Source organism: Agromyces sp. NPDC056389 (genome assembly GCF_042262385.1).
Taxonomy (GTDB): Bacteria; Actinomycetota; Actinomycetes; order Actinomycetales; family Microbacteriaceae; genus Agromyces.
Genome location: NZ_JBHJPN010000003.1, coordinates 1 through 26110, shown reverse-complemented (window position 1 = coordinate 26110; position 26110 = coordinate 1). Strand labels below are relative to the sequence as shown.

The window sequence follows — 26110 nt, the reverse complement described above, 5'->3', positions numbered from 1 at the left end:
TGTCACATCAGGCGGGAGAAGGTCACCTCGCGGAAGCGGTCGTTGCGGAGTCGCTCCGCCTGCTGCCGCAGCTCGTGGAGCTCGGCGAGGGACTCGGGGCTGCGGCGCCGGTCGGACTCGCTGCTCCACGCGACGAGGGCGAGGCCGACGCGGCGCGAGAGCCGGCCGAAGAGGCTCGTGCGCCCGGCCGGGCGGACGAGCGGGGAAGCCGGGGTGAAGGCCGCGCTGTTCATGATGACTCCTGAGTGGTATTCGAGGGCCCTGTTCCGGGCCTGCTTCCGTTCTACGGCGAAGCGCGATCGCGTTCATCGGCGACGACTACCGAGATCGCCGCGCGGCACTACCGAGATCGGTCGCGACGACTACCGACGACCAGGTGCCGACGGCCGGACGCCGACGGCCGGCGGACGACGGCCGGCGTCGTCACGCGAGGCGGTCGAGCACCTCGGGCGCGAGCCGCGCCGCATCCTGCCGAGTCGGCACTCCGAGCTTGGCGAGCACGGCCGCGACGTGGGTGTCGACCGTGCGCACCGACAGCACCAGTCGATCGGCGATCTGCGCGTTCGTGAGCCCGTCGGCCACGAGCCGCAGCACGTCGAGCTGCCGCTCGGTGAGGCCCTCCGGGTTGTTCCGCGTCGGCTGCCGCGGGCCGCGCGGAATCGACCGCGCACCCCGGTCGCGCAGGGCCGCGCGCACACGTCGGGCGAGCGGATCGGCGCCGAGGCCGTCGAGGATCGCGAGCGCTGCGAGCAGGTCGCCGATGTCGGGGCTCTCCGCCAGTGCGGCCGCCTCGTGGTACGGGCACCCGCGCTCCCGCCAGAGGTCGGCAGCGCGCCGCCAGTCGCCCCGTGCCTGCGCCGCGAACGGGTGCTCGGAGTCCGGCACGTCGACCTCCTCGCCGGCACGCCGGAGGAGCCACGCGAGTTCGGCCTGCAGGTTCCGATCCGCCCAGCGCACGGCCTCGTCGAAGGCCGGGCGCGCGATCGCCCGCACCTGGTCGAGATCACCGCGGAGCAACGCCGCCTCGGCCCGCGCCGCCGCCACCGGCCCGGTGCGCTGCAGCTCGCCGAGCCGTTCGGCGATGGCCCTCGCTTCCGCGAGCACGGCTGCGCCCGAGTCGTGATCGCCACGCCGCGACTGCACCGTGCCGATCACGATGAGGGCCACGCACTGCGCCTGCGGCAGCACTTCCGAGACCCCGTCGACCGCGGAGAGCGCCTCCTCCCACTCCGCTCGCGCGAGGTGCAGCCGGCCGCGTTCGACCTGCTGGTACGTCCAGAGCCCGAGCACCTCGGTGCGTTCGGAGAACGCCATCGCCGGTTCGAGATGGCGTTCGGCGAGGTCGAGGCGGTACTGGTCGAGCAGGCTCCAGACCAGGTTGACGTGCGCCCGGGCTGCGTCGTCCATGAATCCCGCGGCTGCGGCGATGTCGGCCGCCTCGAGCAGCTCCCGCATGCCCTCGTCGTCGTCCTCGAACAGGTGGGCGGTCCCGAGGTTGTTGAGCGCATGCGAGAGCGCCCGCTGCTCCCCCGACTCCCGCGCCAGGGCGACCGCACGCGTCGCCAGCTCGATCGTGCGGGGCAGGTCATGGGCGAGCATGGCGAGCTGGGCCTCGTTGCTGAGGGCGAGGGCGAGCAGACCGCGGTCGCGCGAGTCGGCGAGCACGGCGGATGCCTCGGCCGCCGCCCGCTCGGCACCCGGGCGGTTGCCTGCGATCCACTCGAACCTCGACAACCAGCGCAGGCTCGCCCCGAGGGCGTCGACGACGCCGATCTCCCGACGGAGCGCGATGACCTCGAGCTCCGCGGCGACCGCCTGCGGCTCGTCGCCGAGCAGGTAGGCCTCGATCGCGTACTCCTCGATCAGGTCGGCGCGCGTGGCGGTGTCGTAGCGCTCGCCGTGCGCGAGGGCCGCGCGGAAGTGAGCGGCCGCCTGCCGGTGCGCACTGCTCACCGCGGCATCGCGGGCCGCCGTCGGCGCCCACTCCACGACCGCGTCCACGTCGCCGGCCTCGATCGCATGCGACACGATGCGGCCGGGGTCGGCACCGACCTCGAGGAGCATCTCGAGCACGCGCGCGTTCAACTCGATGCGGCGGGAGGCCGGCAGGGCGTCGACGATCGCACGTCGTGTGAGTTCGTGCCGGAACTGCACGCCGTCGGGCCGCACGGTGAGGAGTCCGCCCTCTTCGGCGACGGCGAGCGCGCTCGACCCCTCGGGCACGAGCCGTGCGAGTTCGTCGGCGCCGACGGCCGACGGCACGACCGCGAGCTGCTCGACCCGGCCCTGCGTGAGGGCGTCGAGGCGGTGGAGGCGTGCGGTGACGGCGTCGACGACGGTGCGAGGCACCTGCGCGGCATCCGCCGACGTCACGAGCTCGCTCACGAAGTACGGGTTCCCTCGGCTCAGCGTGTACACCCGAACAGGATCGGCACCGCGTTCGCTCGCGAGCGCACCCACCGCGGCCGACGACAGCGGCTGGAGCGCGAGGTGCCGCACGCCGCTCGGGAGTTCGCCGAGCAGCCTGCCGAGCGGGTGCTCCCGGTCGAGCTCGTCGTCGCGATAGGTGAGCACGAGCACGGCGGGCAGCGGCTCGATGCGGCGCGCGATGAAGCGCAGCGCGTCGAGCGTGGCCTCGTCCGACCAGTGCGCGTCCTCGATGACGAGCACCGTGGCGGGTGCCGACGACAGCTCCTCGTGCAGCGCCGCGAACACCTCTTCCCGCTCGCCCGCACGGAGGGCTCCACCGAGGCGCGGGCCCACCTGCGGGATCAGGTCGCGCAGCGGCCCGAGCGTGCGGGGCGTGGAGAGCGCGTCGCACGCGCCGACGAGCACCCGACTGCCGCCCGGCGGCTGCTCGCGCAGTGCGTTCACGAGGCTCGACTTGCCGATGCCCGCCTCGCCGTGCACGAGCACCACCCCGCCACGACCTCCGGCGGCCGCCCGCGCGGCGTCGCCGAGCTCGGCGAGTTCAGCCTCGCGTTCGAGGAGCCTCATAGTGCGATGGTGCTCGCTCGGATCGACGAGCGCAACGCACCGCGGGGATCAGGCGCCGATCAGAGACCCGAGTAGGCGTGCAGGCCCTTGAAGAAGAGGTTCACGACGGTGAAGTTGAAGAGCACCGTCGAGAAGCCGATGATGGCGAGCCATGCCGAGCGCGAGCCCCGCCAGCCGCGCGTGGCACGAGCGTGGATGTAGCCGGCGTAGACCACCCAGATGATGAAGGTCCACACCTCCTTGGTGTCCCAGCCCCAGTAGCGGCCCCAGGCCTTCTCGGCCCAGACGGAGCCCGCCATGAGGGTGAAGGTCCACATGATGAAGCCGATGATGTTGATGCGGTACGCGAGGTTCTCGAGCGTGACCGAATCGGGCAGCGTCGCGAGGAACGTGAGCTTCGCCGCCTTCGCCGTCGCCGCGATCGACTCGCGGCGCGCCTGCATGAGCTGCACGACCGAGAGCGCGAAGCCCAGGGCGAAGAGGCCGACCGACGCGCTCGCCACGAACACGTGGATGACGAGCCACACCGACTGCAGGGCCGGCGGCAGCGGGATCGGGCTGACGTAGAAGTTCAGTGCCGCGACGCCGAGCAGCACGAGCACGAGGCCCGTGATGAAGGTGCCGAGGAACCGCAGGTCGTGCTTCGAGATCACGATCACGATGAGGAAGACCGTGGTGATGATGAGCGTGCCCGTGAGTGCGAACTCGTACATGTTCGCCCACGGCACCCGGCCTGCGGCGAGACCGCGCAGCACCGTCGCCGAGAGGTGCAGGATCCACGCGAGCACCGTCATCGCGACGCCGACGCGCAGTGCCGGCGAGCGGCCGTAGGCGACGGATGCCGCCGGCTTCGCCGCGACCGCCGAGCGCGAACCGGCCCCGGCACCGACCGCGACCGTCTCCTTCGCCTCGACATGGGCCCTGGCATCCGCCGCCGCCGTGGCCGCCGCCGAGCGCTTCGCGAGGTCGATGGAGAACGCGATGAAGGCGATCGCGTACACGACCATGGCCGAGTACACGCAGAGGATGGAGATCTCGTCGAGCGTCAACTGCACTGTTCTACCTTACGTCGAAGACTTCTCGGGGGCATCGGCGGTTTCCGCGGATGCTGGGGGGCCGGCGTGCTTGTCGGCGAACCCGGTCACGGCGTCTTCGAGCCCCGGGTCCTCGCCGCGGGCGAGTGCCGCGTACTCGAGCACGACGCGGCCGTCGGGCTTCGAGACGGCCTTGACCCACATGCGGCGGCGCGGTACGAAGAGCGAGACGAGGAGCCCGCCGAGGATGAGCGCCGCGAAGGCGAGCACCCACATCTGCGTCGGGTCGTGGTGGATGTCGAAGCTCGCGAAGCGCGACACGCTCTGCGCATAGTTGCGACCCTCGGCGGCAGTGGCATCCGTGTCGGCGTCCACGTCGACCGCCGGGGCGGCGCCCGGCGTGACGTCCTCGAAGGTCACCGTGCCGAGGCCGTTCGGCAGCTCGGCCGTTTCGCCGGGCTTCAGCTCGATCGAGTCGACGCCCGTCTTGCCGCCGCTCAGCTGGGTGAGCGTCGACGTGTCGAGCGTGTACACCGAGGTGGGCATGCCGTCGTCGATGCCGAGGTCGCCCTCGTAGACGTTGAGCGTCAGCACCGGCAGGATCAGGTCGGGGTAGCTCGAGGTGTAGGCCCCCGAGGTGAGCTCGGTCTGCGTCGGGTAGAAGAAGCCGACCATGCCGAGCTGCTCCGGCATGCCGTCTGGCACCTTCACGACGCCGATCGAGGTGAGGTTCGCGTCCTGCGGCAGGAACGGCACGGCGTCGGTGAAGACGACCTCGCCGTCGGCGTTCTTCACGGTGATGGTCGGCGCGTAGCCGTTGCCGAGCAGGTACACGTCGGTGCCGTGCGTGTAGAGCGGCTCGTTGACCTTCACCGTGCGGTCCTCGGGCTCGCCGTCCTGGTCCTGCACGGTCACGTGCGCCGTGAAGTCGATGGGCTGGCCGATCGCGTCTTGATTCCGCGTCTCGTACACCGCGTCGAGGTTCTCGAGCGAGAGCCGATAGGGCGTGAGCCGGGTGTCGGTGAAGAAGCGCCCGGGGTTGAAGGAGTCGTAGGCGGCGAGCGTGTTGACGAAGGTCTGCCCCTCGACGATGACGCGCTGACCCGAGAAGCCGAATCCGCCGCCGAAGCCGACCGCCACGAGCACGCCGACGAGCGCGGTGTGGAAGACGAGGTTGCCGGTCTCGCGGAGGTAGCCGCGCTCAGCCGAGACGGATGGCTCGCCGCGCAGTTCGTACTGCTCGACGCGGTAGCCCGCCTGCCGCAGCTGCTTCGCAGCGGAGTCGATCGCGGCGGCCGCGGTCTCCCCTTCGGGCAGGGCGCGCTCGGTGTAGCCCGCGAGGCGCGACAGGCGCACGGGGGTGCGCGGCGGCCGCGCGCGGAGCGCCTCGAAGTGGTGCTTCGTGCGCGGGATGATGCAGCCGATGAGCGAGACGAAGAGCAGCAGGTAGATCGCCGAGAACCACGCCGACGTGTACACGTCGAACATCTGGAAGCCGTCGAGGATCGGTGCGAGCTTCGGGTTGTCGTCGAAGTACTGCGTGACGCCGTTGGGGTCGCTCGAGCGCTGCGGCACGAGCGAGCCGGGCACTGCTGCGATCGCGAGGAGGAGCAGCAGGAGCAGCGCCGTGCGCATGCTCGTGAGCTGTCGCCAGGCGAAGCGCAGCCAGCCGACGAAGCCGAGCTTCGGCTGGTTGATGGGCGTCTCGCCGGGGTCGGCCTCGATCGAGTCGATGTGGTCGGCGGGCCGCGACGGCGCGCCGGGATCAGATTGCGGGGACAAAACCCGTGATCACCGCCTGCAGTTCGTACATCCAGATGGACCAGATGCCCGTCACCATGAGCACGCCGATCACGATGAGCAGCGCACCTCCCGCGATGTTGATCGCGCGGATGTGGCGACGGAGGAAGGCGAGTGAGCCCGTGACCCAGCTGAAGCCGGCGGCCACGAGCAGGAACGGGATGCCGAGGCCCACGCAGTAGGCGAGGCCGAGCAGCACGCCGCGGCCGGCCGAGGCGGAGTCGGCGCTGAGCGCGAGCACGACGGCGAGGGTCGGGCCGATGCAGGGCGTCCAGCCGAGGCCGAACACGATGCCGAGGAGCGGCGCGCCTGCGAGGCCCGTCGCCGGCCGCCACGAGGGCTTGATCGTGCGCTGCATGAACGTGAACTGGCCGATGAAGACGAGCCCCATGAGGATGAGCAGCACCCCGGCGATGCGCACGATCGTGTCGGCGTAGCGCACGAGCCACGACCCGGCGAAGCCCGCGATGAGGTTGAAGCTCACGAAGACGACCGTGAACCCGACGACGAACAGCAGCACGCCGAGCAGCAGCCGCCTGCGGTTCTTCCGCTCCGTCGCGGCGTCGGCCGAGGCATCCGTGAAGCCGCCCAGGTAGCCGAGATAGCCGGGCACGAGCGGCAGCACGCACGGTGAGAGGAACGAGACGAGCCCAGCGGCGATCGCGATCGGCATCGCCGCGAGCAGCTGCCCGTTCAGCACGATCTCGCCCATGCGCTAGGCCTGCTCGGCGAGGAGGTCGTCGATGATCGTCTGCAGGATCGAGGCGTCCTTCAGCTGGCCGAGCACCCGGGCCGCCACCTTGCCGTCCTGGTCGAGCACGATCGTCGTCGGCACCGCGGCGGGCGGCACCTTGCCCGCGAAGGCGAGCTGCGCCTCACCGGTCTCGACGTCGAGCACCGAGGGGTAGCCGATGCCGTAGTCCTTCTCGAACGGAGCGGCCGTGCCGGCCTGGTCGCGCACGTTCACCCCGACGAAGCTCACCTCGTCGGCGTCGACCGCCTCGTGCACCTCCTGCAGGATGGGCGCCTCGGCACGGCAGGGCGCGCAACCCGCGTACCAGAAGTTGACGACCTGCACCTTGCCCGCGTCATCCGCCGAGTCGTACTGCTCGCCCTCGACGGTCTCGCCCGAGAACTCGATGGCGTCGCCGCGCTCGGCGGAGTCGTAGACCGTGATCGTGCCGTCGCCCGCGATGTAGTTCTTGCCGCTGCCCTCGCGGAACTGGTCGGCGAGCGGATCGCTCGTGCACCCGGTCAGCACCAGGGCGGAGGCCAGCGCCACCGCAGTCAGCGACCAACGACCGCGCATCACACTGCTCCTACATCTGTCGCCTGCGCGGCGAGGCCCGCCGCGGGATCGGTGTAGCCCACCTCGACGAACCGCTCGCCGCGTCGCTCGAGCGTCGTGATGCTCGAGAGGGCGCAGCGCCGGCGACGGGGATCGTGCGCGAGGGAGACGCCGGCGAGACGCCGGTGCACCATCCAGATCGGCAGCTGGTGGCTGACGATGACGACGTCGCCGCCGTCGACCGACTGCCAGGCGTCGCCGATGGCGGCGAGCATGCGATCGGCGATCGAGCGGAAGGGCTCGCCCCAGCTCGGCTCCCACGGGTTCACGAGCAACGCCCAGTTGCGGGGGTCGCGGAGCGCGCCGTCGGGGCCGCGCATGCGCTTGCCCTCGAAGCGGTTCTCGGGCTCGATCACGCGATCGTCGAGCGTCGGCTCGAGGCCGAAGGCCGCGGCGATCGGCTCGGCCGACTGCTGCGTGCGCTGCAGCGGCGAGGAGACGAGTGCGCCGACCTGGCGATCACGGGCGACGAGGTCGTCGGCGGCGGCCTGCGCCATGGCGCGGCCGAGGTCGGAGAGGCCGAATCCCGAGAGTCGTCCGTAGAGCACACCCTGGGGGTTGAACACCTCGCCATGGCGCACGAGATGGATCTGATCGGCCGGCACGGCTTCCAGTCTAGAGAGCGGCTTCCTTTGAATCCGCCGAGCGTCGGAACCCCCACGGGTAGGATGGTCGATCGTGAGTACCCGCACCCTCGTCAAGAACCTCGCCGCCCTCCCCGACGGCCCCGTCACCGTGTCCGGATGGGTCGAGACCGTGCGCGATCAGAAGAAGGTGCAGTTCGTCATCCTTCGCGACGAATCGGGTGCCGTGCAGCTCGTGAATCCCGCGACGCGCGAGCTCGAAGAAGGCGCCGATGCCGAGGCATCCGCTCGCCTCGCGACGACCGAGGCCATCTCGGCGCTCGCACACGGCTCGTTCATCACCGTGACCGGTGAGCTGAAGCACGACGAGCGCGTCAAGCTCGGCGGCCTCGAGGTGAAGATCGCCTCGCTCGAGGTCGTCACCGCCGCCAACCCCGAGACGCCGATCGCAGCCGACTCGAGCCTCGACAAGCGCATGGACTGGCGCTTCCTCGACCTGCGCCACCCCAAGCAGGCCCTCATCTTCCGCATCCAGACCACCTTCCTCCACGCGCTCCGCGGCGTGTGGGTCGAGAAGGGCCTCATCGAGATCCAGACCCCGAAGCTCATGGCCTCGGCGTCGGAGTCGCGCGCGGAGCTCTTCGAGGTCGAGTACTTCGAAGGCAAGGCGTACCTCGCGCAGAGCCCCCAGTTCTTCAAGCAGATGGCGCAGGCTGCCGGCTTCGGCGGCGTCTTCGAGGTAGGCCCCGCATTCCGCGCCGACCCCTCGTTCACCTCGCGCCACGCGACCGAGTTCACCTCGGTCGACACCGAGATCAGCTGGATCGACTCGCACGAAGACGTCATGGCCCTGCATGAAGAGCTGATCGTCGCTGGCTTCCAGGCCGTCGTCGACAAGCACGGCGCAGAGATCGCCGAACTCTTCGGCATCGAGCTCGCCGTTCCGACGCGTCCGTTCCCTCGCATCCCGCTCGCCGAGGCGAAGCAGATCGTCGCCGATCGCGGCTACGTCATCCCCCGCGCCGACGACGACATGGACCCCGAGGGCGAGCGCCAGATCTCGGCGTACGTGAAAGAGACGTTCGGCCACGACTTCGTGTTCCTCACCGACTACGCGGCGAGCATCCGGCCGTTCTACCACATGCGCCACGAGGGCGACCCGAGCCTCACGAACTCCTACGACCTCATCTACAACGGCGTCGAGATCTCGACCGGCGCGCAGCGCGAGCACCGCATCGACGTGCTCGTCGAGCAGGCCCGCGACAAGGGCATGGACCCGGAGGAGCTCGAGTTCTACCTCGACTTCTTCCGCTACGGCGTGCCGCCGCACGGCGGCTTCGGCATGGGCCTCGCCCGCGTGCTGATGCTCATGCTGAACGAGCACTCGATCCGCGAGACGACGTACCTGTTCCGCGGCCCGACGCGCCTGCAGCCGTAGCGTCGCTCGTCGCCCCGCGCTCCGGCGCGCGGCACGTCGGCCCGAACCCGTCGTAGGCTCGGAGCATGACCGAGCCCACGCCCATGATCCGCATCGAGGGCGGCCCGTTCCGCATGGGCTCCGAGGAGTTCTACGCCGACGAGACGCCCGTGCACGAGCGCACTGTGGTCTCGTTCGAGCTCGACATGCACCCCGTCACGAACGCGCAGTTCGCCGCATTCGTCGAGGAGACCGGCTACGTCACCGTCGCCGAGCGTCCGCTCGACCCCGCCGACTTCCCCGGTGTCGACCCCGCCGACCTCGTCCCCGGCGGGCTGGTCTTCACGCCGACCGCTGGTCCCGTCGACCTGCGCGAATGGCGGCAGTGGTGGCGCTGGGGGGCCCGCGCGAGCTGGCGGCACCCGTTCGGCCCCGAGCCGTCTCCCTCTCATGGCGCCGTCGTCGACGCTCATGGCGCCGTCGTCGACGCGCTGGCCGACCGCCCGACGCATCCGGTCGTGCAGGTGAGCTTCGAGGATGCCTCCGCCTACGCCGCATGGGCCGGCAAGCGCCTGCCCACCGAGGCCGAGTTCGAGTTCGCCGCCCGCGGCGGGCTCGACGGCGCGCGCTTCGCGTGGGGCGACGAGGAGTTCCCCGACGGGCGGCTCATGGTCAACCGGTGGCAGGGCTCGTTCCCGTACCGCAACACCGGCGCGGAGGGCTGGGCGGGCACCTCGCCCGTCATGACGTTCCCCGAGAACGGCTACGGGCTGTTCGACGTCACCGGCAACGTCTGGGAATGGACCACCGACTTCTACACCGCGCGCCACAACCCTCCGGGCATCGAGGCGGTCGACGCCGAGCGGCGCCCGAACCTGCTCGCCGCGGCATCCGCCGAACCCGGCTCGCGCATCCCCCGCCGCGTGCTGAAGGGCGGCTCGCACCTCTGCTCCCCCGACTACTGCCTGCGCTACCGACCGGCGGCCCGATCCCCGCAAGCGGACGACTCGGCGACGACGCACATCGGCTTCCGCTGCGCCCGCGACGCCTGAACGGGCTCGGTCCTCAACTGCTCGGCGGTGAGACCGGCGCGCGAACCGCCTCGTCGAGCGTCGGATACACCCGCGCCTGGGCCTCGAGGCCGGTGAACCAGCTCGTGCGCCGAGCGATCCCGGCGCCCTCCGCGGGCACGGCCGCGAGCCGGAGCTCGACGCCCGTCGACGCGAGCTCGCGGTCGAGGTCGGCGAGGGTGTCGAGCACCGTGACCGAGGTCGCCGAGAGTCGTGACAGCTCGAGCGCCACGGCCTTGATGCCCGGGTTCTCCGCCGCCGCGCTCAGCACCGCGTTCTCGTTCGCGAGCACGTTGGCGGTGTAGAGCGGCCCTTCGAGGCGGATCGGCAGCACGCCGTCGACAACCGCCTCGGTGACGACACGCAGCCTGTTGAGCTCGCGGAGCACGACGACGAGCGTGGCCACGACGCCCACTGCCACCGCGGGCAGCAGCCCGGCGGTGAGACCGACGACCGCGGTGATGGTCGCGATCCAGAAGTCGTTGCGACTGATGCGCCAGAACCGCACGAGGGCACCGATGTCGATGAGCCCGATCACGGCGACGAGCACCAGGGCGGCGAGCGTCGCCTGCGGAAGCAGGCTCAGCACGGGTGCGAGCAGCAGAGCGACGAGCACGGCGAGCACGGCCGTGACGATCGAGGCGAGCTGCGTGCGCGCTCCGGCGCCCTGGTTGACCGCGCTCTGCGAGAAGCCGCCCGCCGAGGGCAGGGTCTGGAACAGGGAGCCGATCGCGTTCGCCGCTCCGGTCGCCAGGAGTTCCTGGTTGCTGTCGATCTGCGTCTCACCGGGCCTGCGGATGCCGCGCGCCACCGCCGCGGATTCGAGCAGCGCCATGACCGCGATCGCGAGGGCGCCGGGCAGCATGCCGCCGAGGTGGGCCGGCGACGGCAGCTCGGGCGGAGGGAATCCCGTCGGGACGGGCGCGATGAGCTCCACGCCCGCACCTTCGATGCTCGAGACGGCCACGAGCAGGATGCCGGCGGCGACCACGATGAGCGGGCCGGGCACGCGCGGTGCCCAGCGCTTCACGACGACGAGCACGACGATCGATGCCGCCGAGAGCAGGACCGTCGCGAGATTCGCACCCGGCAGCGCCTCGACGACCGCGACGATCGACCTGATGAATCCGTGGCCCGAGAAGTTCTCGGTCTCGCCGAGCAGCTTCGGGAGCTGCCCGGCCGCGACAGTGGCGCCGACGCCGATCTGCACGCCGGTGATCGTCGCCTTCGAGATGTTCTCGACGAGCGAGCCGAGCTTGAGCAACCGGGCGACGAGCAGGATGAGCCCGACGAGGAGCGTGAGCGCCATGAGGTCGGGGATCGGGTCGTCGGAGTCGGCCGCGACGCCGACCGAGACGAGCGTCGTCGCGGTCAGCGTCGCGATCGTCGACGTCGTCGACACGCTCATCGCCCGCGAGCCGCCGAGCATGGCGTACACGAGCATCGGCACCATGCACGTGTAGAGGCCGACCTGCACCGGGAGGTTCGCGATCGTCGCGTACGCCATCGCCTGCGGAATGACGACGGCTCCGGCCGAGAGCCCCGCGAGGAGATCGGCGCCGAGCCATTCGCGCTGGTACCCCCGAAGGGTCGGGAAGAGCCGCAGCCGGCGACCGGCCGGTGTCGCGGTCGAGGCCACCGGGTCAGCCCTCGGGGTGGATGCGCGACCAGTCGCGCTTCACGCTCACGACCGTGTACCCGCGATCGGATGCCTCGGCCAGCGCCCGCTCGGCGCCCTTGTCGTAGGGCGGGTCGCTGCCACCGTCGTCGTCGTGGTGCACGAGCAGCGCGAGTCCGCCGCCGGCGCGCGCGAAGTCGAGCATCGGCTGGTCGCCGTTCGAGTTGCCGCCGGCGATGAGCGGGCGCCGACCGATACGACTCCAGATTCGCACGGGCTTCTCTGGCCCGTCGTCGAAGAAGTCGAGCCCCGCGGTGTAGCGGACATCGCCGGAGTCCGCGTCGTACTCGAGGCCGAGCGCCGAGCCCACGACGCGTTCGGGCGGGATGCCGTAGTACTGCTCGGTCATCGGGCGCATGAAGTCGCGTTCACCGCCCGACACGATGTACACGGTGAACCCGTGCGCCTCGAGGTAGCGCAGCAGTTCGACCATCGGCGCGTAGACGGCGTCGGCGTAGGGGGTACCGAGCGTGAGGTGCTTCGCCGTTTCGTAGAACTGCGACACCGAGGCCGCATAGTCGTCGACGCTCATTCCCGCGGTGATCCCGACGAGTGCGCCGATGAGGATCTTCAGGTCGCTGTCGTCACCGGTGTAGTGCTTGTCGATCGCGCCCCCGAGCCACGCGTAGTCGCCGGTGACGGCCGCCCGGTAGGGCTGGCGCTCGGCGAGCGAGGGATCGGCCTCGGCCTGCACCTTCCACTGCTCGACGATGTAGTGCAGCTGCGTCGGCATGGGCTTCTCGGTCCAGAGCGTGCCGTCGTTGTCGAAGACGGCGACGCGCTCCGCCTCGGGCAGTGCGTCGGGGCCCGACGCGACCGACTCGACGAACGCGACGATCGCGTCGCGAGTCGGACCGTCGGACCACGACTCGAGGAGTTCGCTGCTCATGCGCGGCATCACTGCTTCAGCATCGCGACGCGCATCTTGTGCTCGTCGTCGATGAGGTGCGAGTGGTCGTCGTCGCCGAGGTCGATCTGCACCCAGTCGAGCGTTCCGGTGAATTCGTTGCCCTTCGCCCCGTAGTCGGTCGAAACCGGCGACGCCAGGTCCATGCCCACGTCCACCGTCTCGTCGAAGGTGAACTGGAACGGGATGGTGCGATCGACGCGACCCTCGCCGATCTTCTCGTCGCCGGCGAACAGGCTCACGGTCCCGCCCTTGCCGAGTCCCCCACCGTCGTAGGCGAAGTGCGCACGGAGTTGCTGGGATCCCCCGGGCACCGGGGCATCCGATCGCACGATGTCGGTGTGGATGCCCAGGAGGTTGTACGCGAAGGCGAGCTTGCCGTCGGTGCCGTAGAACGACCAACCGCCGTAGGCACCGCCCTGGGCGATGAGCACGCCGTCGGCACCGCCGTCGGGCACGTCAACCTTCGCGGTGACGGTGAACGACTTGTTCTTGACGTTGATCGCCGAGTTCTCGCTGAGTCGGCGCATGCCGCGGTAGAGCTTCTGGCTCTGCGCGGTGATGAGCGCCGGGCGCCCCGCGAGATCGGGATTGAAGCGCTCGGCGGTGCGGATGTCGAGGGGCAGCACGTTGAAGCGGGCGGCCTGGATGAGGAAGAGCCGTTGCAGGTGGGCGAGCCTCTCGGGCTCCTGTGCGGCGAGGTCGTCGGACTGGGTCCAGTCCTCCTCCACGTTGTAGAGCTCCCAGACGTCGTCGTCGAGGCCGTGGTCGGAGCCGAGCCACGGGTCCTTGTGCTTTGCGACCGCCGTCCAGCCCTTGTGGAAGATCGCGCGATTGCCCACCATCTCGAAGTACTGGGTGGTGTGGCGCTCCTCGGCGTGCGCATCGTCGAAGGTGTAGTTCATCGGGGTGCCTTCGTAGGGCCGCTGCGTCACGCCGTGCACCGTCGCCGGCTCGGGGATGCGCGCGGCTTCCAGCACCGTGGGCGCGACGTCGATGACGTGCGAGAACTGGTTCCGGATGCCGCCCTGCTCGACACCGCCGTTCGGCCAGCTCACGATCGTGCCGTTGCGGGTGCCGCCCCAGTGCGACGCCACCTGCTTCGTCCACTGGTACGGCGTGTCCATGGCGTGGGCCCAGCCCACGGCGTAGTGGTTGTACGAGCTCGGGGTGCCGAGGTCGTCGATGTGCGCGGCGACGTACTCCTCGGTCTCGATCTCGTTCATGTGGTTGATCGTGAAGCCCTCGTTGGTCGTGCCGTGCATCGAGCCTTCGGCGGATGCCCCGTTGTCGCCGATGATCACGTAGACGAGCGTGTCATCGAGGATGCCCAGCTCCTCGTACGCGTCGAGGAGGCGACCGACGTGATGGTCGGCGTACTCGAGGAAGCCGGCGTAGACCTCCATCTGGCGGGCGAGGGCCGGCTTCAGCGCCTCGCTCATCTCGTCCCACGACGGGATGCCGGCGCTGCGTTCGGTGAGCACGGCGTCGGCCGGGATGACGCCGAGCTCGAGCTGTCGGGCGAACGTCTCCTTGCGCACCTCGTCCCAGCCCTGGTCGAACCGGCCCGCGTACTTGTCGGCCCATTCGGTGGGCACATGGTGGGGAGCGTGCGTCGCCCCCGGCGCGAAGTAGGTGAAGGCCGGCTTGTCGGGAGCGAGCGACTTCTGCTGGCGAGTCCAGTCGATCGCCTTGTCGGTCATGTCGCCCATGAAGTGGTAGCCCTCTTCGGGCGTGCCCCACGGCTCGACCGGCGAGGTGTTCTCGTAGATCGCGGGGTACCACTGGTTCGTCTCGCCGCCGATGAACCCGTAGAAGTACTCGAAGCCGCCACCGGGGTGTGGCCAGTGGTCGAACGGTCCGACCGCGCTCGCCTCCCACACGGGCACCTCGTGGCACTTGCCGAACTGCGCCGTGCTGTAGCCGTTGAGCTTTAGCGTCTCGGCGAGGGGCGCGCAGTTGTTCGGCCGCACCGAACTGTAGCCGGGCGCACTCGTCGCGATCTCGGTGATGCCGCCCATGCCGACGGTGTGGTGGTTGCGGCCCGAGAGCAGCGCGGCGCGCGTCGGCGAGCAGAGCGCCGTCGTGTGGAAGCGCGTGTACTTGAGCCCGGCCGCTGCGACCCGCTCGAAGTTGGGGGTATGCACCGGGCCGCCGAAGGCGCTCGAGGCGCCGAAGCCGGTGTCGTCGATGAGCACGACGAGCACGTTGGGCGCTCCCTCCGGGGGCAGCAGCCGCTTGATCGGCGGGTACTGCGTGTCGGGGTCCGTCGCGTCGTACGTGACGGTGCCCGTATAGGCCAGGTCCGGAATCGGCAGTGTCGAACGCTGGACGTCGGGCTTGGTGCTCACAGTCGGTCTCCCCGGTCTGGGAGGGCGACGACGGCGAGCGGCGGATGCCCCCTGCCCTCACCCTTCCCGCTCAGAAGCCGTCGACCCCCGACGGCTTCCTCTCCACCGTGGCACAGCGCCGACGCCGTGACAACGGTGACACGGCCGGGAATCGGGACTTCAGCCGGCGAGCAGCGCCGTCTTCAGGCGCACGGGGTCGATGCGCCAGTAGTTGTGCACGACGTCGTCGATGAGCACGACCGGGATCTCTTCGGCGTAGCGGGCGCGCAATTCGTCGTCGTCGAGGATCGAGCGTTCGACGAGCTCGATGCGCGGCGGGGCATCCGTCGCCTCGATCTCGGCCATGACGGCCGTGACGACCTCCCGTGCGTCGTCGCAGAGGTGGCAGCCGGGCTTGCCGATGAGGGTGAGACGGATGTCGCGAGGCATGCTTCGATGCTACGTCGCCCGGGCACAGCGAAAAGCGCCAGGCCCCAGGGCCTGACGCTCAGCCGAGTCTCGAAGGACTACTTCTTGTTGCGACGCTGGTGGCGCGTCTTGCGAAGCAGCTTGCGGTGCTTCTTCTTCGCCATACGCTTGCGGCGCTTCTTGATGACGGAACCCATCAGAACCTCACAGAAAAGATCGAGTCGGACGCGCGTGCCGCGGCCGGAGGCCAGAAAGCCTCGGGGTAGTCTACCGGATCCGAACGGCAGCCTTCGCCCGATGGGTTAGCGTCGAGGGATGCCCCGCCCCGATCTCGTGATCCGAACCACCGAGGAAGCCGACTGGCAGGCCGTGCGCGCACTGCGCCTCGAGATGCTGCGCGACACCCCGCTGGCCTACGCCGAGACCCTTTCGACGGCCCTCGACGCCGACGAGGCGACCTGGCGGGCGCGCGCCGCCCGGGGCACGACGCCGCGGCAGACCTCGATCGTCGCGATCGACGGCGACCGTTGGATCGGGCACATGGGCGGCTATATTCCGGATGCCACGTCGGGCCCGATGCTCGTCGGCGTCTACGTCGCCCCCGATCACCGCGGCGATGAGGCCGGCGTCTCGCGGCGGCTGCTCGAAGCGGTCGAGCAGTGGGCGCGCGAGTTCGGAGGCACCTTGCGCCTCGAGGTGCATGAGGACAACCCTCGGGCGATCCGCTTCTACGAGAAGCTCGGCTTCACGCTCACCGGCCGCAGCCGCGAGTACGAGCTCGCGCCGGGCGGGCTCGAACTCGAGATGATCAAACCCCTGCACTGAGTCGGCGGGTCGCGGCAGACTGGGCGCATGACCGCATTCGTGCAAGTGCTGCTCGTCGTCGCGATCCTCGGCACCGGCCTCGTCGCCGGGGTCTTCTTCGCCTTCTCGGGCTTCGTCACGCAGGGCATCGCGCGCCTTCCGGGCACCGACGCAGCGCGCGCGATGCGCGAGATCAACGTCACCGCGGTGCGGGCGCCGCTCATGCTCGCCATCTTCGGCACGGCGCTCGTGGTCGCGGTGCTCGCCGTCTTCGCATTCCTCGGCGAACCCGCGGGAGCGACGTGGTGGTCGATCGGAGGGGCGGCGCTCTACCTGCTCGGCGTGGTCGGCGTGACGGGCGGCGCGAACGTGCCGCGAAACAACCGGCTGGCTGCGCCGGCCGAGACGGATGCCCCGGCGCTCGCTGCCGCCTGGCAGGCGTTCCGCCCGGGCTGGCTCGCGTGGAACCACGTGCGCACGATCGCCTCGACCGCGGCGTGCCTGGCGTTCGTGCTCGCGGCGCTCATCGGGGGCTGAACCGGGCACCGCACCGCTCTGCGCCGCGGGCGTGGTACCGCGGTACCACTCGACGTCCTCCCCCGGGTGGAGGCGGTGCGGAGCAAGCTCCCCCGGCGGATCGATGCGGGGAGACTCCTCCGGTTCGTAGCGTGGATGACGGGCGATTCCGCCCTGCTCCCCGCAACGACCGCCCCGATGAGAGGCTGCCCGGCCATGACCTTCCTCACCAAGCTGAGCCTCGCCAATCGAGCGATCGTCGGGCTCGTGACGATCGTGATCGTCGGCTTCGGACTCTTCGCGACCACGTCGCTCAAACAGGAGCTGCTGCCGTCCGTGCAGCAGCCCGGCGCGGTCGTCGTGGCGACGTTCCCCGGAGCCTCCCCCACCTCGGTCGAGCGCGAGGTCACCGAACCCGTCGAGCGGGCCGTGCGCAGCGTGAAGGGCGTCGATCAGGTCACGTCGAGCACGATGAACGGCAACGCGAGCATCCAGGTGCAGTGGGAGTTCGGACTGGACTCGGAGAAGATCATCGCCGACATCCGCTCGGCCATCGAGGGGACGCGGAGCGCCCTTCCCGCAGACGCCACGACCGAGGTCTACGCGGGCAGCACCGACGACATCCCCGTGATGGCGCTGGCGATCGCGTCGGAGGGCGACCCCTCGGACTTCGCGGGGCAGGTCTCATCCACCGTGCTCCCCGCGCTCCGCGAGATCGACGGCGTCCGCGAGGTCCAGCTCAGCGGGCAGAACGAGACGCAGCTCGTCATCACGATGCGGCCCGCCGACCTCGCGGCGAAGAAGGTCTCCCGCGAAGAGGTCACCGCTGCGATCACCGCGAGCGGTGTCGTCGTCGCCGCCGGCACGAGCGTGAGCGACGGCGTCGCACTCGCGATCGAGGTCGGCAGCGCGGTCACGTCGCTCGACGACCTGAAGGCGCTGCCGATCCAGCATCAGGACGGCCCGTTCGCCCTGTCGTCGGTCGCCGACGTCGAACTCGTCCCGGCCGCGATGACCTCAATCGCCCGCGCCGACGGCCTCCCCTCGTTGAGCATCTCGGTGCTGAAGACCCCCGACTCCAACGCCGTCGAGGTCGCCCACGCGATCAGGGCGGCGCTGCCCGGTCTCGAGCGCGAGCTCGGCCACGGCGCCGCGTTCACGGTCGTCTTCGACCAGTCGCCGATGGTCGAGCAGTCGATCCACGACCTGTCGGTCGAGGGCGGACTCGGGCTGCTCTTCGCCGTGCTCGTGATCCTCGTCTTCCTGCTCTCGCTCCGGTCGACCATCATCACTGCGGTCTCGATCCCGCTGTCGCTGCTCATCGCGATGATCGGGCTCTGGATCGGCGACTACTCCCTCAACATCTTCACCCTCGCGGCGCTGACGGTCGCGGTGGGTCGTGTCGTCGACGACTCGATCGTCGTGATCGAGAACCTCAAGCGCCGGCACACGGGCGTTCCGATGACGACCGCGTCGGCCCTGGCCGCCGTTCGCGAGGTCGCCGGCGCCGTGACCGCATCGACGATCACGACGGTCGCGGTGTTCCTGCCCGTCGCCTTCGTGGGCGGAACGATCGGCGAGCTCTTCCGGCCGTTCGCCGTGACCGTGACGCTCGCACTGCTCGCGTCGCTGCTCGTCTCCCTCACGATCGTGCCGGTGCTCGCGTACTGGTTCATGGGCGGGCGTTCGGCGAAGGCCGCCGATGAGGCGGAGGCAGCGGATGAAGCGGACCTCAGCCCGGCCGCACCCGGTCCCGTCGCCGCCGGACTGGCCGCAACCGCTGACGGGGTCGAGTCGTCGCGGGCCGAGGCGTACACCCGGCTGCAGCGCGGATACGTTCCGGTCCTCACCGCTGCCCTGCGGCATCCGGTCGTCTCGCTCCTCGTGGCCACCGGCATCTTCGCCGGCACGATCGTCGCCGGCGGGTTCCTGAAGATGGACTACCTCGGCAGTCTCGGCGAGGAGCACAGCCTGAGCATCACGCAGGAGCTGCCGACCGGCACCAGCCTCGACGTGACGAGCTCGGCGGCCGCCCGGGTCGAGAAGGTGCTGGCGGAGACCGAAGGGGTCGAGTCGTACCTCACGACGATCGGCGACGGTTCGTCGACGAGCACGGCATCGATCACCGTCACCCTCGACGAGCGCGCTTCGAGCGACGAGGTCGGCGCGGCGGTCATGGCGGAGGTCGACGGACTGAGCGACGTCGGCACCGTCTCGCTCGGTGCGACGGACGCCGGATTCTCGGCCGGCGGAGTGCAGGTGGCAGTGCGCGGAGAGGATGCGGCGGCGATCGCCACGGGTGCGGGAGCGGTGCAGGAGATGCTCGCCGGCGTGCCCGGACTCGGAGAGGTCACGAGCGACCTCGCCGACGAGCAGGCGATCCTCAAGGTGGATGTCGACCGGGCGGCGGCCGCGCGGAACGGATTCACCCAGGCCCAGGTGGGCTCGGCGATCTCGGATGCGGTGCGCGGTGCGTCGCTCGGTTCGATCGTGCTCGAGGGATCCTCGCGGGAGGTCATCGTCCGTGCGCAGCGCGTTGGTGCCACCCCGGCGGAGATCGCCGCGCTCGAGCTCCCGGTGAGCGGGCTGCAGCAGGCCGCGGCGCAGAAGGCGGCGGCCGACCGACTCGAGGCCGACCAGAAGGCCTCGGCAGAGCGCGCCGAAGCCGCGTCCCTCGCCGAGGTCGCGAAGCAGGAGTCGGAGCTCCGCGCCGCACGCACCGCCGCGACGAATCAGCTCGGCGGGCTCACCGCTCAGCTCGCGGCACTCGCGAGCGCTCCGGTCGAGGTACCGCCGGTCGTGCCGACCACGCCAGAGGAGGAGGCGATCGCTCGCGCGTACCAGGAGCGGGCCGAACAGCTCGCCGCGCTCGACGGCGCCATGGCCGGAGCCCGTTCCGCCGTCTCTGGGATCGACGAACAGCTCGACGCGATGGCGACGGCTCGCGCGGATGCCGCCGCGCAGCGTGCCGAGGCTGAGGCCTTCACGCTGGCGCAGGAGAACCTCGCCAACACGACCGCCGCACCGATCAAGGTCTCCGACGTCGCCAGCGTGGCGAACGAGGCCGCCCCTGCCACGATCACGCGAGTCGACGGCGTTCGCACCGTGACCGTCTCGGCCGTGCAGGAGGGCGACGACCTGAGTGCGATCACCCTCGCGGTGCGCGACGGGCTCGACGGACTCGAACTGCCGAACGGGGTCACCGCCACGATCGGCGGCGTCGCGCAGGCGCAGGAGGAGTCGTTCGCCCAGCTCGGGTTCGCGATGCTCGTGGCGATCGTGCTCGTCTACATCGTGATGGTCGCGACGTTCCGCAGCCTGTTGCAGCCGCTCATCCTGCTGGTCTCGGTGCCGTTCGCAGCGACCGGCGCGGTCGCCGGGCTCCTCATCACCGGCACCCCGCTCGGCATCCCAGCGATGATCGGCCTGCTCATGCTCATCGGCATCGTGGTGACGAATGCGATCGTGCTCATCGACCTCATCAACTCGTATCGCGCGCGCGGCGACAGCGTGCACGACGCCATCGTGCACGGATCGAGGCTCCGCCTGCGACCGATCATCATGACCGCGTGCGCCACCGTGTTCGCACTGCTCCCGATGTCGATCGGCCTCACCGGAGGCGGCGTCTTCATCTCGCAGTCCCTTGCGATCGTGGTGATCGGCGGACTCGTCTCGTCGACCCTGCTCACGCTGCTGCTCGTCCCGGTGCTGTACTCGCTGATGGAACGCCGCGGCGAGCGCCGGCGGGCGCGTCGGAGCGCGAAGGAGCAGGAAACGGCGAGCGAGGCGACGGGCGATCGCGCCGATGCCGCCGACCTCGTCGACGCACTCATGGCGGATGGCCGGTAGGAATCGGAGCGGCGGGGCGGCAGGTCCGCTCCGCCGCGGACGTGGCGGGCTAGCGGCGCTTCTTGGGTGCGACGACCGCGGTGACCTGGTGCGCGGTCTCGGCGAACGCCTTGCCGATCGCCGAGGCGAATGCGAACTGCTCCTCGTTGAGGGCGATCTCCTCGCGGGCGCCGGCGCTCGCGAGCGTGGCGGCGTCGGCGGCGGCATCCGTCGACATGAACGGGATCAGCCAGTCTTCGAGGGTCTCGAGCGGCGTGCGATCGAGCTTGTAGTAGCGGTGCTGGCCCTCTTCGCGCACGGCGACGAGGCCCGACTCGCGGAGCACCTTCAGGTGCTTCGAGACCGTCGGCTGACTCGCGCCGAGTGCGCTCACGATCTCGGAGACGCTGATCTCGCCACCCGAGGACGGCACCTCCGCCTCGCGCTCGAGGAGCACGGCGAGGATGTCGCGCCGCGTCGAGTCCGCCACCACGTCGAAGATGTCCGCCATGCCCCAAGGTTAGTCACTCCGCGTGGGGAGTACCATGACTCACGCGTTCGGTGACGGCGGAGGGGGCTCGATGCGCGCACAGCCGATGGGTCGACTCGGCCGAGTCGACCGCCGGTCGTGGCTCGGCAGGCTTCGCGACGCCGTCGACTCGCTCGTCAAGAGCTCGCCGTCGCGATTCGCGATCCTCGTCTTCGCGGCGCTCATCCTGCTGTTCACGCTGCTCTTCTCGCTGCCGATCGCCACGGCCGACGGCAGCATCACCCCGCTGCACGACGCGGTGTTCACCGCGGTCTCCGTCATCTGCGTCACTGGTCTCGCGACGGTCGACATGGCGACGTACTGGTCGCCGTTCGGCCATGGGCTCGTGTACCTCGGCGTCAACATCGGCGGTGTCGGCGTGCTCACGCTCGCGACGACGTTGGGCTTCGTGATCTCGCGCCGGCTGGGGCTGCGCGCGAAGCTCATGGCGGCGAGCGATACGAACCCCTCGCGCCTCCACGTGGGCCCCGTCGCCGAGCGGCAAGCGGTTCGCCTCGGCGAGGTCGGCGGCTTGCTGTTCACCGTCGCGATCAGCGCATTGGTCATCGAGGCCGCGATCGCGGTCGGCCTGATGCCGAGCATGCTCGCGGCGGGCTACGACGTCGGGCACTCGATCTGGTACAGCCTCTACTACTCGGCGATGGCGTTCACGAACACCGGCTTCTCGCCGAACCCAGGCGGGCTCCTCCCCTTCGAGCACGACTACTGGATGCAGTCGCTGCTCATGATCGGCGTGTTCCTCGGCAGCCTCGGCTTCCCGGTGATCTTCGCGCTCTCGCGCGCCTGGCGGCAGCCGCGGAAGTGGAGCGTGCACGTGAAGCTGACGCTCACGACGACGGTGATCCTCTTCGTCGCGGGCGCGGCGATGTTCCTGCTGCTCGAGCACGCGAACCCGAAGACGTACGGCCACCTCGACGCCGGCCCGACCATATTCCAGTCCTTCTTCATGTCGGCCATGACCCGCTCCGGCGGCTTCGCGACGATCGACATGCACGACTTGTACGGCTCGAGCCAGCTCGTCAGCAGCATGCTCATGTTCATCGGTGGCGGCTCCGCGTCGACCGCGGGCGGCATCAAGGTGACGACGCTCGCCGTGCTGTTCCTCGCCGCCTTCGCCGAGGCGCGCGGCAATCCCTCGATGGAGGCGTTCGGGCGGCGCATCCCCCGCGACATGCTGCGCCTGTCGGTGAGCGTCGTGCTCTGGGGCGCGACGATCGTCGCCGGCGCCTCCATCGCCATCCTGCAGATCACGAAGGCGCCGTTCGAGAACGTGCTGTTCGACGTGATCTCGGCATTCGCGACGTGCGGGCTCTCGACCGGGCTCACCGCCGAACTGCCGCCCGAGGGCGTCTACGTCATGGCGGCCACGATGTTCATGGGGCGGGTTGGTACAGTGACACTCGCCGCGGCCCTGGCGGCGAGCCAGCGCCGGCAGTTGTTCAAACGTCCGGAAGAGAGGCCCATCGTTGGTTGATCGAATCAGGCACGACGCCCCGGTGCTCGTGATCGGCCTCGGCCGCTTCGGAGCCGCCACCGCGGGTCAGCTCGACCGGCTCGGCCGCGAGGTGCTCGCCGTCGACGAGAACGAGGGCCTCGTGCAGAAGTGGTCGGAGCGGGTCACCCACGCCGTCGTCGCCGACGCCAAGTCGATCGACGCGCTGAAGCAGATCGGTGCGCAGGACTTCTCGATCGCGGTGTGCGCGGTCGGGTCGTCGATCGAGGCATCCGTGCTCATCACGGCGAACCTCGTCGACCTGAAGATCCCGCAGATCTGGGCGAAGGCGATCTCCGCCTCGCACGGCAAGATCCTGCAGCGCATCGGTGCCAACCACGTCATCTACCCCGAGCGCGAGGCGGGCGAACGCGCCGCGCACCTCGTGAGCGGTCGCATGCTCGACTTCATCGAGTTCGACGACGACTTCGCCCTCGTGAAGATGTACCCGCCGAAGCCGATCCGCGGCAAGAACCTCACCGAGTCGGGTGTGCGGTCGAAGTACCGGGTCACCGTCGTCGGCGTGAAGAGCCCCGGCAAGCCGTTCACCTACGCGACCGAGCAGACCGTGGTCTCCAACCACGACCTCATCATCGTCTCGGGCACCGAGAGCGACATCGAGCGGTTCGCCGCGCTCGAATAGCGCCAGCGGCCGGCTCACGGCATCGCAGTGACGACGAGCGCGGCGACGACCGAGCAGAGCACGTGGTACGAACCGGTGACGGCTCCGTAGCGGAGCGGATGCGGCATCACGGGAGTAAGCGCGTCGGTGAACGAGACCGCGGCCGAGAGTCCGACCCCGACGAGGAGGCCGAGCACCACGGCATCCACCCAGCCGTCGGCCTCCACGGCGACGACGAGCGCTCCGATCGCGGTCGCGCCGAGCAGGCACGACGCGAGCGGCACGAGGTAGTAGACGGGCGGGAAGCGTTCACCCCTCACCCTGGTCGTGCCGAGCGCGCGGTCCCAGGCCCGGCCGAAGAACGGGGTGAACCAGAGCGCGCCGAGCACGTAGCAGAGCGCTGTCGCGACGGCGACCGCCGCCCAGTTCACGAGGAGGAATGAATCCAGCATGCAGGCGAGTCTGCTCGTGCGCTCGCGCATGCTCTTGTAGAAATCCGACCGAGGGGCAGACTGGTCGAGTGGGCCCGCATCACGACGGCGACGCGCGCGGCCGGCCGATCGGAGCCGACGAGCGCACGGGAGTGCTGCACCCCTCGAACCTCGCACGGTACGCGGCACGGTGGCTCGATCCCGACCCGGCGATCCGCGACGTCGTCGACCAGTACTGGCACGTGCGCTGGGCGCTGTCCGCCGGCGAGTCGATCGACCAGCGCATCGTGACCATTCCGGCGGTGACGCTCACGGTCGAGGAGGGCGATGTTCCCGCTCCGCTCGTCATCACGGGCGCGCAGAGCGCGGTCTGGGCGCGACGCATCATCGGGAGCGGCGACGTGTTCGCGATCAGGTTGCGACCCGCCGGTCTCGCCGTGCTCGGCGCGGTGCCGGCGGCGGGGATCGTGGATGCCGCGGTGCCGGTCACGAGGGAACTCGACGCCCGGCTGCACTCGCTGCTGCGAGCGGTCGAACGCGAGCGAGGAGCCGAGCTTCGCGCGCAGGCCGCCGATCGCGCAATCACCGGATACCTCCGGCAGCACCCGATCGACGCGGACGGCCGTCTCGCGAATGCCGTCGTCGACGAGTTGACGACACGACTCCGGACGCGAACCGGGCAGGATCTCGCGGATCGGCTCGGCGCCTCGGAGCGAGCGATCCAGCGCGCCCTGCAGCGCACCGTCGGGCTCGGGCCGAAGCGCACGAGCCGCCTCGTCAGGCTGCAGGAGGTCGCGCGCGCATTGGCCTCCGCGGATCCGCCCGACCTCGCAGCGCTCGCCGCCGAGCTCGGCTACGTCGACCAGGCGCACCTGCACCATGACTTCCAGGATGTCGCGGGGATCTCGCCCGGCGCCTACACCCGGTCGCTCCGCGCGCTCGAGTAGCGCTCAGCCCACGAACATCAGCACGACGCCGATGACGGCGGAGGCCGCGGCGATGCCGATGAACACGAGGCCGAGGATGCGGATGACCCGGCGGCCGGGCGGCGGCTCGTGGAGTCGCAGTCGGTACGGCTCGCGCTCCTTGTAGAAGGCGGGCTCCTCGTCGGGGTTGGTGACATGCGCGCGCTCGTCCACGCTCAGCGGGCGCGACTGGAAGCCGTCGTCGGTGAACCACCGCACGATGCTGCCGTCGCCGTCATCGACGACCACCGCCTCGGTGCGCAGCCAACGACCGTCGGCGACGCGGATGAGGAGCGCGAGGAGCAGGCATCCGAGCCCCGCGGCGAGCGCGAACCATCCGATCACCTCGGTGATGACCGAGATGGTGTCCGCCGCGTTCATGAGCACAAACGTATCGCCCCGCGCGCACCCCGACCGCACGCGTGAGGAACCCGTCGGTGAACGGGTCGGGTCCGTTCGGATCCCATGAGCGGCCCTGCTGCGCCTGACGAGCCGGGCGTAGACCGGACGGAACACCCCGAGGAGGTTCCGTCGATGAGTATCCTGCACACCGTGACGTGGCTGCGCCACCGCCACACCGGCTCCTGGTCACGCGATGCGTGGCCCGAGTCAACCGTGATGGAGGCGGGTGACGTGCGCGTCAACTCCGTCTCGCTCCTCGACGTCGCCGCGAGCCACGGCACCCCGTGCGTGCGCATCGCCGCCGCCGTCGTGCCCGGCACCTGGGGCGTCCCGTCGACGACGCAGTTCGCCTCGGTCGTGATCACGCGGGTTCTCGCGGTCGAGACGCTCGCCGACGGTTCGATCGGCGCCTGGGTCGACGCCGATCTCGACCGCTGCTCCCCCGTGCTCTCTGAGGCACGGATCATCGGGCGCCCGAGCGTCGAGCTGCGACTCCCCGTGCAGCTCCGGCCGTCAGTCACGACCGACGCCGAGATGCCCACGGCGGAGCTGCCGATCGATCTGCACCCCGGGGACCTGGTCGCCGTTCCCTGTCGCGGGGCGACGTCGCTCCGCGACATCCGTCCGACGAGCCGCCATCGTGCCCGGCTCTCCGAAGATCGCGTCGACCACGACCGCGACGACTTCCCATCTGGGCACTGCGGTCGCTGACCCCCGAAACGGCGGATGGCGCCGGGGTGCCCCCCCGGGCGCCCCCCGGGCCCGGGGTGAGCCCCAGCGGGTGTGGCGCCGCCCGCGGGCCAGCCCCCCCCGCCCCCCCCCCCGGGGGGGGGGGTGGGCGCCCGCGCCCCCACGCCGAGCCGCCCCGCCGCGCGCTGCTCGAGGAGCGGGGTGAGCAGGGTGTCC

Annotated in this window: 24 protein-coding genes; 9 read left to right on the top strand and 15 right to left on the bottom strand. The window is 70.3% G+C overall.

Annotated features, from left to right (window positions below):
• Window positions 1–2: 2 nt before the first annotated feature.
• The 7 genes from ACFCVM_RS16200 to ACFCVM_RS16170 all read right to left on the bottom strand — a co-directional run bounded on the left by ACFCVM_RS16200 (window position 3) and on the right by ACFCVM_RS16170 (window position 7784).
• Window positions 3–233 carry a hypothetical protein gene (locus tag ACFCVM_RS16200; protein ID WP_375837676.1) on the bottom strand — a complete coding sequence of 77 codons (231 nt, stop codon included), beginning with the start codon at window positions 231–233 and terminating at the stop codon, window positions 3–5.
• Window positions 234–423: 190 nt separating this feature from the next.
• Complete coding sequence (locus ACFCVM_RS16195) at window positions 424–2997, bottom strand: AAA family ATPase (RefSeq protein WP_375837675.1); 2574 nt, start codon at window positions 2995–2997, stop codon at window positions 424–426.
• A 59-nt stretch (window positions 2998–3056) separates the two neighbouring features.
• The gene (ccsB, locus tag ACFCVM_RS16190) at window positions 3057–4004 is read right to left on the bottom strand and encodes a c-type cytochrome biogenesis protein CcsB (RefSeq protein ID WP_375838319.1); all 948 of its coding nucleotides are present in this window, start codon (window positions 4002–4004) and stop codon (window positions 3057–3059) included.
• A gap of 57 nt (window positions 4005–4061) precedes the next feature.
• On the bottom strand, window positions 4062–5813 hold the full coding sequence (locus tag ACFCVM_RS16185) for a cytochrome c biogenesis protein ResB (protein ID WP_375837674.1): 1752 nt from the start codon (window positions 5811–5813) through the stop codon (window positions 4062–4064).
• Window positions 5797–6543 carry a cytochrome c biogenesis CcdA family protein gene (locus ACFCVM_RS16180; RefSeq protein WP_375837673.1) on the bottom strand — a complete coding sequence of 249 codons (747 nt, stop codon included), beginning with the start codon at window positions 6541–6543 and terminating at the stop codon, window positions 5797–5799. The genes ACFCVM_RS16185 and ACFCVM_RS16180 overlap by 17 nt, the downstream gene beginning before the upstream one ends.
• A 3-nt stretch (window positions 6544–6546) precedes the next feature.
• Entirely contained in the window at window positions 6547–7140 is a 594-nt protein-coding gene (locus ACFCVM_RS16175) for a TlpA family protein disulfide reductase (RefSeq protein WP_375837671.1), read from the bottom strand.
• Complete coding sequence (locus ACFCVM_RS16170; RefSeq protein ID WP_375837670.1) at window positions 7140–7784, bottom strand: histidine phosphatase family protein; 645 nt, start codon at window positions 7782–7784, stop codon at window positions 7140–7142. The genes ACFCVM_RS16175 and ACFCVM_RS16170 overlap by 1 nt, the downstream gene beginning before the upstream one ends.
• 73 nt (window positions 7785–7857) lie before the next feature.
• On the opposite strand from ACFCVM_RS16170, the gene aspS reads away from it, so the two are divergent.
• Together aspS and ACFCVM_RS16160 are read left to right on the top strand one after the other, a co-directional pair.
• Window positions 7858–9201, top strand: a complete 1344-nt coding sequence (aspS, locus tag ACFCVM_RS16165; protein WP_375837669.1) for an aspartate--tRNA(Asn) ligase — start codon at window positions 7858–7860, stop codon at window positions 9199–9201.
• Window positions 9202–9266: 65 nt separating this feature from the next.
• Window positions 9267–10232 (top strand): formylglycine-generating enzyme family protein, encoded by a 966-nt coding sequence (locus tag ACFCVM_RS16160; protein WP_375837667.1) that lies wholly within the window; start codon window positions 9267–9269, stop codon window positions 10230–10232.
• Window positions 10233–10245: 13 nt separating this feature from the next.
• On the opposite strand, the gene ACFCVM_RS16155 is transcribed toward ACFCVM_RS16160, so the two are convergent.
• The 5 genes from ACFCVM_RS16155 to ACFCVM_RS16135 form a co-directional block, all read right to left on the bottom strand.
• Window positions 10246–11889, bottom strand: coding sequence for a SulP family inorganic anion transporter (locus ACFCVM_RS16155; RefSeq protein ID WP_375837666.1), 1644 nt, complete (start codon window positions 11887–11889; stop codon window positions 10246–10248).
• Window positions 11890–11893: 4 nt separating this feature from the next.
• On the bottom strand, window positions 11894–12817 hold the full coding sequence (locus tag ACFCVM_RS16150) for an HAD family hydrolase (protein ID WP_375837665.1): 924 nt from the start codon (window positions 12815–12817) through the stop codon (window positions 11894–11896).
• Window positions 12818–12825: 8 nt separating this feature from the next.
• Window positions 12826–15186, bottom strand: a complete 2361-nt coding sequence (locus tag ACFCVM_RS16145; RefSeq protein ID WP_375837663.1) for an arylsulfatase — start codon at window positions 15184–15186, stop codon at window positions 12826–12828.
• 159 nt (window positions 15187–15345) lie between these two features.
• Complete coding sequence (locus tag ACFCVM_RS16140; RefSeq protein WP_375837662.1) at window positions 15346–15615, bottom strand: glutaredoxin family protein; 270 nt, start codon at window positions 15613–15615, stop codon at window positions 15346–15348.
• A gap of 77 nt (window positions 15616–15692) precedes the next feature.
• Window positions 15693–15791 carry a 30S ribosomal protein bS22 gene (locus ACFCVM_RS16135; RefSeq protein WP_003792170.1) on the bottom strand — a complete coding sequence of 33 codons (99 nt, stop codon included), beginning with the start codon at window positions 15789–15791 and terminating at the stop codon, window positions 15693–15695.
• A gap of 118 nt (window positions 15792–15909) precedes the next feature.
• Here ACFCVM_RS16135 and ACFCVM_RS16130 point away from each other — a divergent pair, with 118 nt between their 5' ends.
• The 3 genes from ACFCVM_RS16130 to ACFCVM_RS16120 all read left to right on the top strand — a co-directional run bounded on the left by ACFCVM_RS16130 (window position 15910) and on the right by ACFCVM_RS16120 (window position 20763).
• Entirely contained in the window at window positions 15910–16419 is a 510-nt protein-coding gene (locus ACFCVM_RS16130; RefSeq protein WP_375837660.1) for a GNAT family N-acetyltransferase, read from the top strand.
• Between the two features lie 27 nt (window positions 16420–16446).
• Window positions 16447–16935 carry a DUF1772 domain-containing protein gene (locus ACFCVM_RS16125; protein WP_375837659.1) on the top strand — a complete coding sequence of 163 codons (489 nt, stop codon included), beginning with the start codon at window positions 16447–16449 and terminating at the stop codon, window positions 16933–16935.
• A 195-nt stretch (window positions 16936–17130) separates the two neighbouring features.
• Window positions 17131–20763 (top strand): efflux RND transporter permease subunit, encoded by a 3633-nt coding sequence (locus ACFCVM_RS16120; protein ID WP_375837658.1) that lies wholly within the window; start codon window positions 17131–17133, stop codon window positions 20761–20763.
• Between the two features lie 49 nt (window positions 20764–20812).
• Here the strand turns inward: ACFCVM_RS16120 and ACFCVM_RS16115 are convergent, their stop codons facing one another.
• On the bottom strand, window positions 20813–21253 hold the full coding sequence (locus ACFCVM_RS16115) for an ArsR/SmtB family transcription factor (RefSeq protein WP_375837656.1): 441 nt from the start codon (window positions 21251–21253) through the stop codon (window positions 20813–20815).
• 70 nt (window positions 21254–21323) lie between these two features.
• On the opposite strand from ACFCVM_RS16115, the gene ACFCVM_RS16110 reads away from it, so the two are divergent.
• Both ACFCVM_RS16110 and ACFCVM_RS16105 read left to right on the top strand, forming a co-directional pair.
• Complete coding sequence (locus tag ACFCVM_RS16110; RefSeq protein ID WP_375837655.1) at window positions 21324–22766, top strand: TrkH family potassium uptake protein; 1443 nt, start codon at window positions 21324–21326, stop codon at window positions 22764–22766.
• Window positions 22759–23427 (top strand): potassium channel family protein, encoded by a 669-nt coding sequence (locus ACFCVM_RS16105; protein ID WP_375837654.1) that lies wholly within the window; start codon window positions 22759–22761, stop codon window positions 23425–23427. The genes ACFCVM_RS16110 and ACFCVM_RS16105 overlap by 8 nt, the downstream gene beginning before the upstream one ends.
• A 14-nt stretch (window positions 23428–23441) precedes the next feature.
• Here ACFCVM_RS16105 and ACFCVM_RS16100 read toward each other — a convergent pair whose 3' ends face one another.
• Window positions 23442–23858 carry a DUF1761 domain-containing protein gene (locus ACFCVM_RS16100; RefSeq protein WP_375837653.1) on the bottom strand — a complete coding sequence of 139 codons (417 nt, stop codon included), beginning with the start codon at window positions 23856–23858 and terminating at the stop codon, window positions 23442–23444.
• Between the two features lie 68 nt (window positions 23859–23926).
• On the opposite strand from ACFCVM_RS16100, the gene ACFCVM_RS16095 reads away from it, so the two are divergent.
• Window positions 23927–24784 carry a helix-turn-helix domain-containing protein gene (locus tag ACFCVM_RS16095; protein WP_375837652.1) on the top strand — a complete coding sequence of 286 codons (858 nt, stop codon included), beginning with the start codon at window positions 23927–23929 and terminating at the stop codon, window positions 24782–24784.
• Window positions 24785–24787: 3 nt separating this feature from the next.
• Here ACFCVM_RS16095 and ACFCVM_RS16090 read toward each other — a convergent pair whose 3' ends face one another.
• The gene (locus tag ACFCVM_RS16090) at window positions 24788–25183 is read right to left on the bottom strand and encodes a hypothetical protein (RefSeq protein ID WP_375837650.1); all 396 of its coding nucleotides are present in this window, start codon (window positions 25181–25183) and stop codon (window positions 24788–24790) included.
• A gap of 153 nt (window positions 25184–25336) precedes the next feature.
• On the opposite strand from ACFCVM_RS16090, the gene ACFCVM_RS16085 reads away from it, so the two are divergent.
• Window positions 25337–25915 carry a hypothetical protein gene (locus ACFCVM_RS16085; RefSeq protein WP_375837649.1) on the top strand — a complete coding sequence of 193 codons (579 nt, stop codon included), beginning with the start codon at window positions 25337–25339 and terminating at the stop codon, window positions 25913–25915.
• Window positions 25916–26110 lie beyond the last annotated feature (195 nt).

Coding starts and splice junctions, on each gene's coding strand:
- ACFCVM_RS16160 (WP_375837667.1), top strand. CDS start 9,267: ATGACCGAGCCCACGCCCATGATCCGCATCGAGGGCGGCCCGTTCCGC.
- ACFCVM_RS16090 (WP_375837650.1), bottom strand. CDS start 25,183: ATGAACGCGGCGGACACCATCTCGGTCATCACCGAGGTGATCGGATGG.
- ACFCVM_RS16120 (WP_375837658.1), top strand. CDS start 17,131: ATGACCTTCCTCACCAAGCTGAGCCTCGCCAATCGAGCGATCGTCGGG.
- ACFCVM_RS16130 (WP_375837660.1), top strand. CDS start 15,910: ATGCCCCGCCCCGATCTCGTGATCCGAACCACCGAGGAAGCCGACTGG.
- ACFCVM_RS16140 (WP_375837662.1), bottom strand. CDS start 15,615: ATGCCTCGCGACATCCGTCTCACCCTCATCGGCAAGCCCGGCTGCCAC.
- ACFCVM_RS16200 (WP_375837676.1), bottom strand. CDS start 233: ATGAACAGCGCGGCCTTCACCCCGGCTTCCCCGCTCGTCCGCCCGGCC.
- ACFCVM_RS16085 (WP_375837649.1), top strand. CDS start 25,337: ATGAGTATCCTGCACACCGTGACGTGGCTGCGCCACCGCCACACCGGC.
- ACFCVM_RS16175 (WP_375837671.1), bottom strand. CDS start 7,140: ATGCGCGGTCGTTGGTCGCTGACTGCGGTGGCGCTGGCCTCCGCCCTG.
- ACFCVM_RS16115 (WP_375837656.1), bottom strand. CDS start 21,253: ATGGCGGACATCTTCGACGTGGTGGCGGACTCGACGCGGCGCGACATC.
- ACFCVM_RS16180 (WP_375837673.1), bottom strand. CDS start 6,543: ATGGGCGAGATCGTGCTGAACGGGCAGCTGCTCGCGGCGATGCCGATC.
- ACFCVM_RS16110 (WP_375837655.1), top strand. CDS start 21,324: ATGCGCGCACAGCCGATGGGTCGACTCGGCCGAGTCGACCGCCGGTCG.
- ACFCVM_RS16125 (WP_375837659.1), top strand. CDS start 16,447: ATGACCGCATTCGTGCAAGTGCTGCTCGTCGTCGCGATCCTCGGCACC.
- ACFCVM_RS16135 (WP_003792170.1), bottom strand. CDS start 15,791: ATGGGTTCCGTCATCAAGAAGCGCCGCAAGCGTATGGCGAAGAAGAAG.
- ACFCVM_RS16150 (WP_375837665.1), bottom strand. CDS start 12,817: ATGAGCAGCGAACTCCTCGAGTCGTGGTCCGACGGTCCGACTCGCGAC.
- ACFCVM_RS16100 (WP_375837653.1), bottom strand. CDS start 23,858: ATGCTGGATTCATTCCTCCTCGTGAACTGGGCGGCGGTCGCCGTCGCG.
- ACFCVM_RS16195 (WP_375837675.1), bottom strand. CDS start 2,997: ATGAGGCTCCTCGAACGCGAGGCTGAACTCGCCGAGCTCGGCGACGCC.
- ccsB (WP_375838319.1), bottom strand. CDS start 4,004: ATGGTCGTGTACGCGATCGCCTTCATCGCGTTCTCCATCGACCTCGCG.